This window comes from Mucilaginibacter sp. McL0603 (assembly GCF_049992945.1).
Classification (GTDB): Bacteria; Bacteroidota; Bacteroidia; order Sphingobacteriales; family Sphingobacteriaceae; genus Mucilaginibacter.
This window is the reverse complement of sequence record NZ_CP188251.1, coordinates 2,169,627-2,182,915: the sequence shown is the minus strand read 5'-3', so window position 1 is coordinate 2,182,915 and position 13,289 is coordinate 2,169,627. Positions and strand designations below refer to the sequence as shown.

The following is a 13,289-nucleotide window of genomic DNA, read 5'->3' as shown; positions in this document are numbered from 1 at the left end:
ATTGATTAGCAATTAATTTTTGACATTAAAAATTTTGATTTTTTAAACAAAGTAATTAATATTGCGTAAGTACTTACGTAATTATAAAAGATATGGAGTTCTACAATAAAGTGGGTAAAAAAGCAATAGGTTCAAGGCTGCGTGGTCTAAGTGATATGATCACCAATGATGCAGCCAAAGTGTTTCAATTATATGATATCGACATGCAGCCGCGCTGGTGGCCGGTGTTTTATGTACTGACTGAGACTGAAGAAAATTCTATCACAGCCATTGCAAATGAGATAGGGCAAACACATGCCTCGGTAAGTCAAATTGTACGCGAAATGGTAAAGAATGATTTTGTAACCGAACGCCGGGATAAAGACGACCAGCGCAAAAACTTTATATCACTTACAGAAAAGGGTAAAGCCGCCGCTATAAAACTTCAGCAACAGCATCAGGATGTTTCGGCAGCTATTGATAAGGCGTTCAGCGAAAGCCAGTATGACTTATGGAAAGCAATTGAGGAATGGGAATACCTGTTGGAGCAAAAAAGCTTATTGCGCCGTGTTGAGGAAGAAAAGAAAAAACGTGAGGGAGGCCAGGTGACTTTGGTCGACTATACCCCGCAATACCGAAAAGCCTTTAAAGACCTGAACGAAGAATGGATAACCCAACATTTCGTAATGGAAGAATCGGACCATAAAGCGCTCGATCATCCCGAAGAATATATTTTGGATAAAGGTGGTCACATTTTCATCGCGCTTTATAATGGCAAGGCCGTAGGTGCCTGCGCATTGATCAAAATGGATAGTAAGAAATTTGAGCTGGCAAAAATGGCCGTATCACCAAAAGCACAAGGTAAGAGTATCGGTACTTTACTCGGACAGGCTTGTATCGACAAAGCAAGGGAATTAGGCGCTGATGCAGTTTTCCTGGAAAGCAATACGAAACTGAAACCGGCTATCAGCTTATATAGAAAATTAGGATTCGAGAAGATAACAGGACCGCCATCTCCTTATGAGAGGGCTAATATACAAATGGAGTTGAGGTTATCGTAAAGGACGCAATACATTGCGCCTTTACCTGCTCCATCGGAGCAAAATGTTGATAAAAAAAATGATTAAGAAAGCATTATGTGCCGTAGGTACAATACGGAATATGCATGGCGAAAACGTATTGCACCTGACGGAGCAAAAAATTATACCTCTTTTTCTACCGACATTTTATCCCGATGGGATAATGTTGTCATTTAGCTTAATAAATCCTTCTTAAAATTCGGTTTGGCCCTCTTCTTTGATGCTTGTTCATAGGCATAACCTAATTTAATAATCCCAGCTTCATCGTAAGCGGTACTTATAAAAGATATCCCAACCGGTAATTCGTTATATGCCCCCATTGGCACGGTAATATGCGGGTAACCGGCCATAGCTGCCGGGCCGGAAAAGGAGAAGCCATTATCATAATCGCCGTTTACCAAATCGATACAACATGCAAAGCCGTTGGTTGGTGCGGCAATGGCATCCAACTTATTATCTTTTAATATTTTGTCGATAGCATTGCGGGTTATTCCGGTGGTATTTTTTACCGCATCAAGATATTCTTTAGTACTCAGATCACCTTTTTTATTTGCCAGTTCAAGCGTTTCCTGTTTAAAATAAGGCATGGCTTTAGCTTCATTCTTTTTATTGAACTCGATCACATCCGCCAAAGTCTTCATTTTTGAATTGGCTGTGCTGAGATATTTGTTTACCCCATCTTTAAACTCGTACAATAGCACCGTAAACTCATCTTTGCCTGCTTGCTTGATTTCTTTGTATAACTCTACTTCAACTATGGTAGCGCCTTTACTTTTCAAAACCGCAATAGCATCCTGGAACAATTTATCCATACCGGGGCTCACTTTCAATCCATCCTTTTCAACACCAATGCGTTTGCCTTGTAGTCCGTTTGCATCCAAAAATTTGGTGTAATCAGGCTGAATTTTCCCCTTGCTTGTAGCGGTATAAGTATCCTGCGGATCTTCTCCGGTAAGTGCTTCCAGCAGCATCACAGCATCCTTTACCGTACGCGCCATTGGCCCTGCAGTGTCTTGTGTTTTAGATATCGGTATAATGCCCGAGCGGCTCCATAAGCCTACTGTTGGTTTAATACCAACCAGACCGTTAATTGATGCTGGCGAGACAATAGAGCCATCAGTCTCCGTCCCAATCGCAATAGCACAAAGATTTGCCGCCGCCGCAGAACCTGAACCGGCGCTTGATCCGCTTGGATTTCTATCTAAAATATAAGGACATTTAGTTTGCCCTCCCCTGCTGCTCCAGGCGCTGGTAGAGTGTGTCGATCTAAAATTAGCCCATTCGCTCAGATTGGTTTTACCCAATAATACAGCACCTGCTTCACGCAGTTTTTTGATGATAAATGCATCCTGTTTGGCAATATTTCCCACTAAGGCTAATACTCCTGCGGTAGTCATCATTTTATCGCCGGTATCGATATTGTCTTTTATCAGTACAGGGATGCCGTGTAAAGGTCCACGCACTTTACCGTTTGCACGTTCCTTATCCATTGCATCAGCGATATCCAATGCGTCAGGATTTATCTGGATCACAGCATTAAGCTTCGGCCCGGCTTTATCAATTGCATCGATGCGTTTCAAGTACATGTCGGTAATAGCCCGTGATGTATATTCCTTGTTCTGCATTTTTTGTTGCAGCGTATCGATTGTAACCTCGTTCAGTTCAAAATTATCCTCCGTGCAGTTACAATCGGTCTGATCTTCTTTTTTACTTGACGGAACGGTGTTGCAGGCGCCGATCACCAATGTGGTCAATCCGGCTAATGAACCTGTTTTTATGAAATTTCTTCGTTGCATGATAATTGTAGATAAAGCTGCCACAAGTAACACAATTTTGAAGAATAATCAAAGGGCGGTGACTAGTGATTAGTGACCGGAGATTAGTGATGAGTGATTAGTGTCGTGTCAATTAAGAACTGACGTTTAGTCCTGAGTCTAAAGTCTTGAGTTCTAAGTAAGGGAATGGGAAAAATTCGACTTATGACTTACGACTAAAGACTGCTGACTTGACACTAGCTGATAATCAGTGACGGGAGATCAGTAATTAGTGATTAGTTGAAACCCCGTAAGATTACAAGGGTCCCAACCTTCTCCTTCAATCAGGGGCAGGAGGAGGTTGGGGTAAAAACGGTTATATTTCCAAATTATATTTTAGACTCAAACCCAATTGTAAAATTGCCGTATACAGAACCTCTGTTGTGTTTACTTACCGAAAAACGTTTACTTTTGCTGCGGGATTTTTCCCAAATTTATGACTGAAATAACTACATTACATATACAGGCTGTAGAACTGTTACAGCAACTGATAGCTATACCTTCCTTTAGTAAAGAAGAGAACCTGACGGCGGATCTGATAGAGAAATTCCTGACTGACAAGGGAGTAAAAACCCACCGCAAATTGAATAACATTTGGGCGTGGAACAAGCACTTTGATGCATCCAAACCTACTATATTACTTAATTCTCATCATGATACGGTAAAACCAAACTCGGGTTATACACGTGATCCTTATGATGCTAAAATTGAAGATGGAAAACTATACGGTTTAGGAAGCAATGATGCCGGGGGCTGTTTGGTATCGCTGATTAATACCTTCCTGTATTTTTACGACAGACAGGGAATGAAATATAACTTCTGCCTGGCTACTACTGCTGAAGAAGAGATATCTGGTGTAAATGGCCTTGAGTTGATCATCCCCGAACTGGGCCATCTGGATTTTGGTATTGTTGGCGAACCTACGCTGATGCAACTGGCCATAGCCGAGCGTGGCTTGATGGTATTGGATTGTGTAGCGCATGGCAAAGCCGGACATGCTGCCCGCGAGGAAGGCGAGAATGCAATTTACAAAGCGTTACCTGACATTGAATGGTTTAGAACTTATCGTTTCCCTAAAGAGTCAGAAGAGTTTGGGTCGATAAAAATGTCGGTTACTATTATTAATGCGGGGTCTCAGCATAATGTGGTGCCTGCAAGCTGCACTTTTACTGTTGATGTGCGGGTAACGGATGCGTATCGCAATGAAGAAGTATTGGAGATCATCCGTCAGCATGTTAAATGCGATGTGACACCCAGATCCATTCGTCTAAAACCATCTAAAATTGATAAAAACCACCCGATCGTGCAGGCAGGGATTGCTTTAGGCAGAACAACTTATGGCTCCCCTACTACGTCGGATCAATCGTTATTGGATATTCCTTCATTAAAAGTAGGCCCCGGCGACTCAGCCCGGTCACATACTGCGGATGAGTTTGTTTATGTTGATGAGATAAAGGAAGGGATTGAATTGTACATCAAAATGCTGGAAAGTATCGTTTAGTTAGTCCGGAAGATCGGAAGTCGGAAAGTCCGAAAGAAGTATTAATTTTAGTTAATATATTATACTCTGATGGACCTGCAAATTATAGAAACCGATTTGAACAATATCCTTCATTTAAGGGCATTGTTTCTGCAGGAATGCAATTTCCAGATCAGATATAATGCTTGTCACGAGCGTGGATGGTCAGATTCCTACCTGATCGATATGGACGGAACTAACATCGGTTACGGGTCAGTAAAAGGCAAGGATGATCTGACCGAAAGAGAGGCAATATTTGAGTTTTATATAATGCCCGCCTGGCGCAAAAATACCAGCACCATCTTTGAAAAATTGATCGCCGCATCAGGAACGACTTATATCGAATGCCAGAGCAACGATCTTCTGTTATCCTCCATGCTGTATGAATTTGGGTACAATATATCTTCGGATGTAATACTTTTTAAAGACGGACGCATCACGACACTTGAGATCGCGGGCGCCACATTTCGCGAAAGAATGCCTGATGAACATTTGTTTGAGCATAACCATGAGCCTGACGGGAATTACGTACTGGAAGTAAAAGATGATATAGTAGCTACCGGAGGTTTCTTACTGCATTACAATAAGCCTTTTGCAGATCTGTACATGGAAGTGCGTGAGGATCAAAGACAAAAAGGATATGGCAGTTTAGTGATCCAGGAGCTAAAAAAAGCTTGCTTTATTTCGGGTCGTGTCCCGGCTGCACGTTGTAATATCAGCAATAAAGCATCTAAGGCCACTTTATTAAAGGGTGGTTTGGAAATAGCCGGTTATATGCTTTTAGGTGAAATTAAAACCGTTACAAAATGAATTTCCCGCCATTTACCAATCTAACCACTGAACGGCTTATTCTTCGCGAACTCCGGTTAACTGATGCACACGAAATATTCTTGCTTCGCTCAAATGAAAGGGTGAACGAATTGATTGACAGAGTTACGGCAACCTCTATTGATGAGGCACACCAGTTCATCAACATGATCATTTCCAATCAACTTAATAATGAATCGTTTATGTGGGTTATCACGCTAAAAGATGAGCCCAAATTAATCGGCACCATTGTTTACTGGAACATTATAAAAGAAAAGGACCAGGCCGAAATAGGTTATGAATTATTGCCACAATTCCACAGCAAAGGCATTATGCAGGAAGCTTTGTTAAAAGTAATCGACTTCGGCTTTAAAACACTCGGACTCAAAACCATTTTGGCTGAGCCAAAAGCTAACAATCAGCCATCTGTGAAATTGCTGGAAAAATGCGGGTTTGTAAAGACTGGCGAAACCGAAGACAGTTATCTGGTCTATGAGTTAGATTCCTTTTGATTTGTGTTAACCGGTACATGCTCCCTGATCGCGACCAACCCAACCCCTTCAGTGAGTTTTCGTTCTTCCACAACTACAAGGGCACCCGGAGCAAACTCCCAGTTCTCTTCTTCAGGATCATAAATATTATATCCTTTTAAGTGATAAAGATTTTCGCGTATTTCAGTTGCCGGTACCGCCCTGTAAACCAGTTCCCCTTCGCCCAATAGGCGGATGTAAATATTCTTCTCCATACTGCACTAATAAATTACTATTAATAAACACCGGTATGTTTGCGCTTGATGTACTTGCGAAAATCAAGCACTATGCCGGCAAAGAAGTAAAATATCAGCGGAAAGCCTACTGCAAGGAATGAAGAATAGATAAAAAACAGGCGAATTTTTGAAATAGAGATATTAAAGCGTTCTCCCAGGTAGGTGCATACGCCAAATGAATATCTTTCAAAAAATGTAATAATCCGTTGCAACATATCAGGCCATCCTTAGTATTTTATTTCCAACGCCGCACTGCAGACATTTCTTATGATCGCAGTAATTATTTTTAAGCTCGAGCAGAGCCTGCGAATCAAATGCGGTGTTTACCTTTATACCAATCAAATCAAAATTTGTTACAATTTTATTCTGCTCAGCCGGCAATTTTTCTAACAATTTTAAACTTCTGTTGATAAAGTATTCCTGCTGGTTGTGTTTACCATAACTAAACAGGAACAATACAAAGGTATTCAATAATAAAATATCAATGGACGATTGTCCCAAACTTTTTGTTACAGGCTTAGAAACCACATCAAACCGGTAATGATTTTCCCAATATTGGTTGACTTCGAGGTCTGTGAATAATTTCCTGAGGCTTGCAGTATCCTTGATATCAAGTACTTTAGAAAACAAATGGTTGGACCTTATCACCAATGCCGCAAACTGAGCCAACCTGATAGTAGGAAAATTCTGGGGACGAAGCCGCATAAACTTCCATAAATGTTTTTCTACGGGAGCAAGATTATATTTCTTTTGAAGGAATAAATATTCTTGTTTCAGACTTTTGGGATATTCATCTGTAAATTCCTCATCTAAAAACCCCGCCTGCCCAAATATCAAAGCTTCAATTTGCAGCGGGTTATTTTTGTGTTTGGCTAATGTAAGCTGAGGTAATGATTTAGCCATCAGCTCAAAAGGCAGGGCATTAGTTTTAAACCCAAACTGTGTAGCCAGGAACTGGTAAAAAGTTTCTTCCCAATCGCCCCGGTTTTTATTCAATGCGGCCATCACTGTGCCTGAACGTTTTTCAAGCCGTTCAACCAATACTCTTGTGAGCCAGTTGCGCAGGGTTAGATCATCCACAAAGCGGATACTGCCCTCGCAGGGAATGATCTGCTGGTTACCAAATACCAGGTAATGGTAGCGGTTATACAGATCAGGCGATATACGATTGTGCAATTCCAATGTAGGTATTCTGCGTCCGTCAGGTAATATAATAGGCTGATCGTCCCGGTTTACTACATGCAGGATCACACTGCCATAGGCTTTATCATCAGTATGATTATGTTTATGCCAGTCGGATGAGTTGAGATGCAGTTCCACATTACCGGCCCAGGTAGTATCGCCGATTTTTAATCGCGCGTTATGGAAATCGGGACCAGAATCGCTGTTTTGCAATCCCGCTGAAAAGACCTCGATAGTTTCTCCTGTGGTGGTTTGCAGGTTCTCGCGGTCAAATAGGCGGAATTTCCAGATGTATTGGATAAAGTCTTCGGTAAAAAACATTATTCTAAGATAGCTAACATTCGGTTAAAAGCAATTGGTTTTAAAATAGATTAATTTACTTTTATAAGATCAACATAGCCGATTAATGCAACCACCTGCTACAGATACCCCAACCGATATTGTTATCCATCGCATCAAATCTATTATCGGCGGCTCGCTGGGCAATTTGGTAGAATGGTACGATTGGTATATCTATTCTTTTTTCTCCCTATACTTTGCCGGGGTGTTTTTCCCGAAAGGAAACCAAACTGCACAATTACTAAACACTGCAGGGATATTTGCTATTGGTTTTTTAATGCGACCGATAGGTGGCTGGCTGATGGGGACATTTGCAGATAGAAAAGGGCGTAAAACAGCGCTTACTTTTTCAGTTTTGCTGATGAGTATTGGCTCGTTGATTATTGCGGTAGTACCCGGTTATAAGCAGATCGGTATTGCAGCGCCTATATTGTTGCTTGTGGCCCGAATTATACAAGGATTAAGCGTTGGAGGAGAGTACGGCACAAGTGCCACTTACCTGAGCGAAATGGCTACCAAAAAGCACCGGGGATTCTATTCCAGCTTTCAATATGTGACCCTTATCATGGGTCAACTTATTGCTGCCGGGGTATTGGTATTACTGCAAAAAGTATTTTTAACAGAAGATCAATTACATCAGTGGGGATGGCGTATCCCTTTTGTATTCGGATCATTTTTGGCTATTACTGTGATGTATTTGAGACGGAGTTTACAGGAACCGGCATCATTCCAGAAAGAACGCTCAAAGGCCGACCGAGGAACGCTAAAGGCGCTCGCACAACACCCCAAAGCCGTGTTAACGGTTATTTGCCTGACCATAGGCGGAACTGTTGCCTTTTACACTTTTACCACCTATATGCAAAAGTTCCTGGTGAACACAGCAAAATTCAGTAATGGCGAAGCGACCATGATATCAACCCTAACCCTGATCGTATTTATGCTATTGCAGCCTGTGTTTGGTTTATTATCTGACAAGATAGGCCGAAAACCCTTGCTGATCGGCTTTGGCATTTTGGGTACGCTGGTTACTGTCCCTATAATGACATCACTAAGCACCACTAAAGAAATGTGGCCGGCGTTTGCTTTAATTATGTGTGCACTTATTATAACCAGTGGCTATACTTCTATCAATGCCGTTGTTAAAGCTGAACTTTTCCCGGTAAAAGTTCGGGCATTAGGTGTAGGATTCCCTTATGCAGTGGCGGTATCTATATTTGGCGGCACTGCAGAATCACTGGCCTTGTTGTTTAAAGAGCATCACCATCCGCAGTATTTTTACTGGTATGTGAGTGTTTGTATAGCTATATCATTGTTAGCATATATTATCATGCCGGATACAAAGAAGCATTCTAAGATTGAAGATTAAAGAGCCTCACCTAAATCCTCTCCAAAGGAGAGGACTTTAAAAATCCAATATTTCTTACTCCCTTCTCCTTTGGAGAAGGGTTGTGGATGAGGCTATTGCGCCACTAACCCAGATATGACATTGATGCTTAATGCCACGATCGTCGTGTTAAATGCAAATGAGATCAAGCTATGAACCAGTGCGTGGCGCCTTATTAGTCTTGAGGATATTTCTACATCTGATACCTGGAAGGTCATGCCAATAACAAATGAAAAGTAAGCAAAGTCGAGGTAGTCAGGCTGTGACTCATCAGGAAATTCTAAGCCCCCGCCTTTTCGCGGTGTACCATCATCTTTATCTGTGTCATAATATAAATGCGCATAACGCATGGTAAATATCGTATGCACCAGTGTCCACGAAACGATAACCGCAGCCATAGCCAGCAACACGTGACTTGCTACAGAATGGCCCTTAGATGATTTCAATAAAAAGATGATAGCAACCAAACTGATCAGCGAAGCGAAAATGACAAAAAGGAATAGCAAGTAGCGGCTTGAATCCTGTAGCTTGGCAATTTTCTTTACTTCCATAGGATGTGTAAACAAAATAGATACCCAATCTAAAAGGATGATCGTCAAAGCAAATACGATCCAGAGAGACAATACCTGGGCAGGCCAGGAAGTAGCTTTGGGACAGAAAAAGTAGAAAATAGCACTGAATATAAGTGCGATTAGCAAACGATATTGCGCATCCAAACGGAATATAAGCGCGCGGCTATTGGTAATTTTTCGGGGCATATTAATAACTAATCTACAATTATTCTTCAATTATTTCGGCAACCCGGCCCACTTGTCCGTCCTCCAATCTCACTTTTATCCCGCGTGAATGATATGCTGAACTGGTGAGCAGGTCTTTCACTATCCCTCTCGTCCTTTTCCCGCTGCGCTGATCTTTTTTTAAAATGATATCAACTTCAAGTCCGGGATAAATATCGTTTCTGTTTTGACCGTTCATTGTTTTTGGATTACACTGATTTTGGTTTGATTACACCGATTAAGCAACAAGGTTTTTTATAGCAACTTTCACTTTATCAAAATTAAAATTACCCAGCAAACTATTCATCGATGCCTTTATTTGCTCATTACCTAAATTACCGATACTACCCTCGTGGGTATGGTTTACTTTTTTATCCGGATTGAAATTTCCCTGCTCAATAGCTAAACCTACTTGTTTATAAGCATCGCGGAATGGTGTTCCGCCCAACACAAGGCGATTCACTTCTTCCACGCTGAACAGGTAAGTATATTTAGGATCGTTCAGGATATCAGTTTTCACTTCGATATGCTGTAGCATAAAGGTGGCCATATGCAGGCAGTTTTTAAGATCTGCAAAAGCGGGGAACAGCAATTCTTTCAATAGCTGTAACTCGCGGTGATAGCCGGATGGCAGGTTGGTGGTCATCATGGCTACATCATTTGGCAGGGCCTGCAGGCGGTTACATTTACCGCGCATAATTTCCCATACGTCCGGGTTTTTTTTATGTGGCATAATGCTGCTGCCTGTGGTCAGGGTATCGGGGTAACTTACAAAAGCAAAATTCTGGCTCAGGTATAATGCCTGATCCATCGCCATTTTAGCAAGAGTTGCCGCAACGTTTGCGATTGCCTGCGCAATGATCCTTTCTGTTTTGCCCCGACCCATTTGCGCATAAACTACGTTGTAGTTCAGGTTGTCAAAACCAAGCAATTCGGTGGTCATGGTACGATTAAGCGGGAATGACGAGCCATATCCTGCAGCTGAGCCCAACGGGTTTTTATTGGTGATCTTATAAGCGGCTAAAACTACCTCCAGATCATCCACCAAACTTTCTGCATAAGCGCCAAACCACAGACCGAATGATGATGGCATAGCCACCTGTAAATGGGTATAACCGGGCAGCAATACGTTTTTATGTTTTTCGCTTAATTCGATCAGCACAGTAAACAGCGTATTTGTTTCCTCTACAACTTCCTGTAATTGACTTCTGAAAAACAATTTCAAATCAACCAGCACCTGGTCGTTGCGTGAGCGGCCGCTATGTATCTTTTTACCGGCATCGCCGATGCGTTGGGTAAGCAACAATTCAACCTGCGAGTGCACATCCTCTACCCCTTCGCCAATGCTGAAATTGCCTGCCTGTATATCTTTATAGATCGCTTTCAATTCCTTTTGAATAAGGGCAAGATCAGTCTCATCCATCAATCCGATACTTTGCAGCATGCGGGTATGGGCAAGCGATCCCAAAACATCAAAAGCGGCCATTTGCTCGTCAAATTCACGGTCGCGGCCAACGGTAAAGTTTTCTACCAGTTCATTTACATTAGTGGTTTTTTGCCATAGCTTGCTCATAGTGCAAATATGGGATTAATCGCAAAATTATAGTGGATGATAAGTAAGAAAGTCATGAACTTGTTTAAGTACAGGCACCTCGGTCATTTTCGGGCCTTATAAATCCTCATCACTTGTCCGCCACCTGCCGCCAGATCGGTATTGATAACACTTTGATTAGTTACTTTCTGCACTACTTTAACCAAATGGTTCGGGTCTTTGTCGGCATCAGGGGCGTCGCTGTATACCTCTGCAGTATAATCCCCGGCAGGTAAAAAAGAAAGGGCTGTTTTTATATTGTAAGAAGTATTCTTGTTGATAGTACCGATATACCATTCGCCCCCTTTGCGGCGGGCTATGGTGACATATTCACTTACTTTGGCATTCAGAACTTTCGTTTCATCCCAGGTAAGTGGCACCTGCTGCAAAAACTCAAACCCCGGCTGACCGATATATGCATCCGGATAATCACATACCATGCCCTGTTCATTTTCCAAAACCACATACATGCCCAGCATATGGCAACGTGTGCCCAGCACCATTGGCGCGGTATAGTGTTGCTTAAATGTTTTTGCATTTGCGGCCCTGAAACCACCCAAATGATAATCCGTCGATCCGGCCAAAGCGCGGGTGAAAATAATATTGAGATCGGCATCCGGCGTAACGCGCATGCCCCATTTGTCATTTTCGTAGTTCAATGTACCCTCGCGGGTAAATTCGTTGGGGTAAGTACGACTTGTGCCTGTCGGTTTATAAGCGCCGTGGAACTGGATGTGCAAATGATGCTGTGCTGCCTTTTGCAATATCTCTTCCTGCATGTTCACCATTTCCTGGTCATCGCGATCCATAAAATCACACATCAGGCCCTTGATACCCCACTTTTCATATTGGGCGAAGGTCTCATCCAATTTTGGATACAAAGCATAAAAATGCACCCAAACACGTATGCCGACCCCAACTTTTGCTGCCGAATCACATATCTGCTGCATATCTAATCCCGGAACTGCTTTCGACGGATCTGCATGCAGACCAGGCTGAAACCCTGCACCATCATTCACATACCACTCATGTAAACCATATTCAACTACCGAATGGTAACCCAAACCATATTTCGCGCAGAAATTCACGTAATACATATTGGTTTCATAATTATTTCCAGGGGCAAATGAAGTATCTGGTGTTACATTGCCGTTCCACCAGTGGAAGGTAGTTTTGCCAGGTCTTATCCATGATACATCTTTTATCCGGCAAGGTTCGCTCAGGTTGGTCAGTATATTTGATTCAATCAAATCCCCTACCCGGTCGCTGATCATCATAACCCGCCATGGACTATTATGTGGCAGCTTTGCGATCACCTTTATTTCTTTTTGATGTGGCAATGGCGATAGGCTGCTTTGCAAAACACCGTTGTGCTTTATCAAATACATCCCGGCATAATCTAATAAGTTTGCTTCGGTAATAGCCATGTAGATGCCTTTAGGATACTCAAACAAAGCCGGTAGATCCATTAGTGTATCCGGTTTGATTTTGCTGACAGGCAGCCTATCATACAATCCCTCGTGCGAGGTGGTATAATTCTCTCTGAAAAGCGTTAACGCCGCAGGGTCCTGTGTCAAATTAAAAGAATCAGATTCATCCGTTATTTCCACATTTTGCCAGCCGGGTTTGCCGGGGATAACATAGCGAAAAGCCGCACCATCATTAAAAACCCTTACCTCTATATTGAGTTGCCTTTTTAAACCACCAGTTTCTATAACGGGAATCATTACCTCATTGCTCAAACTATGCACCCTGCTACTTTTTCCGACTATCAGATCATAGGTTTCTTCCATCTTTTTATATTCGGGTTTACCTATGCTGATGTTTTGCCCGAATTTGCCACCCTCTTTAAAGCTGATGCTAAGTCTTGAATTATCAACCAGCAATTGCCCCTTGTAACTCAGCCTGTATATTAAGCCAGATGCATCCTTGCTCAAATTGAATTCTATTTTTTTATCAGGCGATGAAACGCTGATGCCCTGTTTGGCAAATGCACCCAAAACAGAAATCAACAGCAACAGGATAGTTAATCTAAAAGCAGGCATAATTGGTT

General features: G+C 42.1%; 13 protein-coding genes. 5 read left to right on the top strand and 8 right to left on the bottom strand.

All coding sequences use genetic code 11. The annotated features are described in order from the left end of the window. Window positions 1-92: 92 nt before the first annotated feature. Window positions 93-1,040: a bifunctional helix-turn-helix transcriptional regulator/GNAT family N-acetyltransferase gene (locus tag ACPPVU_RS10235; protein WP_426671604.1), complete on the top strand. Its 948-nt coding sequence runs from the start codon at window positions 93-95 to the stop codon at window positions 1,038-1,040. A 191-nt stretch (window positions 1,041-1,231) separates the two neighbouring features. On the opposite strand, the gene ACPPVU_RS10230 is transcribed toward ACPPVU_RS10235, so the two are convergent. Further along, complete coding sequence (locus tag ACPPVU_RS10230; protein ID WP_426671603.1) at window positions 1,232-2,854, bottom strand: amidase; 1,623 nt, start codon at window positions 2,852-2,854, stop codon at window positions 1,232-1,234. Between the two features lie 454 nt (window positions 2,855-3,308). Here ACPPVU_RS10230 and ACPPVU_RS10225 point away from each other — a divergent pair, with 454 nt between their 5' ends. From ACPPVU_RS10225 to ACPPVU_RS10215, 3 genes are all read left to right on the top strand, one after another. Next, on the top strand, window positions 3,309-4,373 hold the full coding sequence (locus ACPPVU_RS10225) for a M20 family metallo-hydrolase (protein ID WP_426671602.1): 1,065 nt from the start codon (window positions 3,309-3,311) through the stop codon (window positions 4,371-4,373). 69 nt (window positions 4,374-4,442) lie between these two features. Then, window positions 4,443-5,201, top strand: a complete 759-nt coding sequence (locus ACPPVU_RS10220) for a GNAT family N-acetyltransferase (RefSeq protein WP_426671601.1) — start codon at window positions 4,443-4,445, stop codon at window positions 5,199-5,201. Next, window positions 5,198-5,710 (top strand): GNAT family N-acetyltransferase, encoded by a 513-nt coding sequence (locus tag ACPPVU_RS10215; protein ID WP_426671600.1) that lies wholly within the window; start codon window positions 5,198-5,200, stop codon window positions 5,708-5,710. Before ACPPVU_RS10220 ends, ACPPVU_RS10215 begins: the two co-directional genes overlap by 4 nt. On the opposite strand, the gene ACPPVU_RS10210 is transcribed toward ACPPVU_RS10215, so the two are convergent. From ACPPVU_RS10210 to ACPPVU_RS10200, 3 genes are read right to left on the bottom strand one after another with little or no spacing between them, the layout of a single operon-like run. Continuing rightward, entirely contained in the window at window positions 5,689-5,943 is a 255-nt protein-coding gene (locus ACPPVU_RS10210; protein WP_426671599.1) for a hypothetical protein, read from the bottom strand. The genes ACPPVU_RS10215 and ACPPVU_RS10210 overlap by 22 nt on opposite strands. 20 nt (window positions 5,944-5,963) lie before the next feature. Continuing rightward, complete coding sequence (locus tag ACPPVU_RS10205) at window positions 5,964-6,179, bottom strand: PspC domain-containing protein (RefSeq protein ID WP_426671598.1); 216 nt, start codon at window positions 6,177-6,179, stop codon at window positions 5,964-5,966. A 1-nt stretch (window position 6,180) separates the two neighbouring features. Continuing rightward, on the bottom strand, window positions 6,181-7,467 hold the full coding sequence (locus ACPPVU_RS10200; RefSeq protein WP_426671597.1) for a DUF2851 family protein: 1,287 nt from the start codon (window positions 7,465-7,467) through the stop codon (window positions 6,181-6,183). Between the two features lie 85 nt (window positions 7,468-7,552). On the opposite strand from ACPPVU_RS10200, the gene ACPPVU_RS10195 reads away from it, so the two are divergent. Further along, window positions 7,553-8,851, top strand: coding sequence for an MFS transporter (locus tag ACPPVU_RS10195; protein WP_426671596.1), 1,299 nt, complete (start codon window positions 7,553-7,555; stop codon window positions 8,849-8,851). Window positions 8,852-8,943: 92 nt separating this feature from the next. On the opposite strand, the gene ACPPVU_RS10190 is transcribed toward ACPPVU_RS10195, so the two are convergent. From ACPPVU_RS10190 to ACPPVU_RS10175, 4 genes are all read right to left on the bottom strand, one after another. Then, window positions 8,944-9,627, bottom strand: a complete 684-nt coding sequence (locus ACPPVU_RS10190; RefSeq protein ID WP_426671595.1) for a DUF1345 domain-containing protein — start codon at window positions 9,625-9,627, stop codon at window positions 8,944-8,946. Between the two features lie 19 nt (window positions 9,628-9,646). Continuing rightward, window positions 9,647-9,844 carry a YwbE family protein gene (locus tag ACPPVU_RS10185; protein ID WP_426671594.1) on the bottom strand — a complete coding sequence of 66 codons (198 nt, stop codon included), beginning with the start codon at window positions 9,842-9,844 and terminating at the stop codon, window positions 9,647-9,649. Between the two features lie 39 nt (window positions 9,845-9,883). Next, a complete protein-coding gene (gene argH, locus ACPPVU_RS10180) occupies window positions 9,884-11,218 on the bottom strand; it encodes an argininosuccinate lyase (RefSeq protein WP_426671593.1) in 1,335 nt (444 codons plus the stop codon). An 83-nt stretch (window positions 11,219-11,301) separates the two neighbouring features. After that, a complete protein-coding gene (locus ACPPVU_RS10175; protein ID WP_426671592.1) occupies window positions 11,302-13,281 on the bottom strand; it encodes a glycoside hydrolase family 97 protein in 1,980 nt (659 codons plus the stop codon). Window positions 13,282-13,289: the final 8 nt, after the last annotated feature.

What these genes read in the sequence shown, in the direction of transcription:
- ACPPVU_RS10235 (WP_426671604.1), top strand. Translation starts at nt 93, where the DNA reads ATGGAGTTCTACAATAAAGTGGGTAAAAAAGCAATAGGTTCAAGGCTG.
- ACPPVU_RS10230 (WP_426671603.1), bottom strand. Translation starts at nt 2,854, where the DNA reads ATGCAACGAAGAAATTTCATAAAAACAGGTTCATTAGCCGGATTGACC.
- ACPPVU_RS10225 (WP_426671602.1), top strand. Translation starts at nt 3,309, where the DNA reads ATGACTGAAATAACTACATTACATATACAGGCTGTAGAACTGTTACAG.
- ACPPVU_RS10220 (WP_426671601.1), top strand. Translation starts at nt 4,443, where the DNA reads ATGGACCTGCAAATTATAGAAACCGATTTGAACAATATCCTTCATTTA.
- ACPPVU_RS10215 (WP_426671600.1), top strand. Translation starts at nt 5,198, where the DNA reads ATGAATTTCCCGCCATTTACCAATCTAACCACTGAACGGCTTATTCTT.
- ACPPVU_RS10210 (WP_426671599.1), bottom strand. Translation starts at nt 5,943, where the DNA reads ATGGAGAAGAATATTTACATCCGCCTATTGGGCGAAGGGGAACTGGTT.
- ACPPVU_RS10205 (WP_426671598.1), bottom strand. Translation starts at nt 6,179, where the DNA reads ATGTTGCAACGGATTATTACATTTTTTGAAAGATATTCATTTGGCGTA.
- ACPPVU_RS10200 (WP_426671597.1), bottom strand. Translation starts at nt 7,467, where the DNA reads ATGTTTTTTACCGAAGACTTTATCCAATACATCTGGAAATTCCGCCTA.
- ACPPVU_RS10195 (WP_426671596.1), top strand. Translation starts at nt 7,553, where the DNA reads ATGCAACCACCTGCTACAGATACCCCAACCGATATTGTTATCCATCGC.
- ACPPVU_RS10190 (WP_426671595.1), bottom strand. Translation starts at nt 9,627, where the DNA reads ATGCCCCGAAAAATTACCAATAGCCGCGCGCTTATATTCCGTTTGGAT.
- ACPPVU_RS10185 (WP_426671594.1), bottom strand. Translation starts at nt 9,844, where the DNA reads ATGAACGGTCAAAACAGAAACGATATTTATCCCGGACTTGAAGTTGAT.
- argH (WP_426671593.1), bottom strand. Translation starts at nt 11,218, where the DNA reads ATGAGCAAGCTATGGCAAAAAACCACTAATGTAAATGAACTGGTAGAA.
- ACPPVU_RS10175 (WP_426671592.1), bottom strand. Translation starts at nt 13,281, where the DNA reads ATGCCTGCTTTTAGATTAACTATCCTGTTGCTGTTGATTTCTGTTTTG.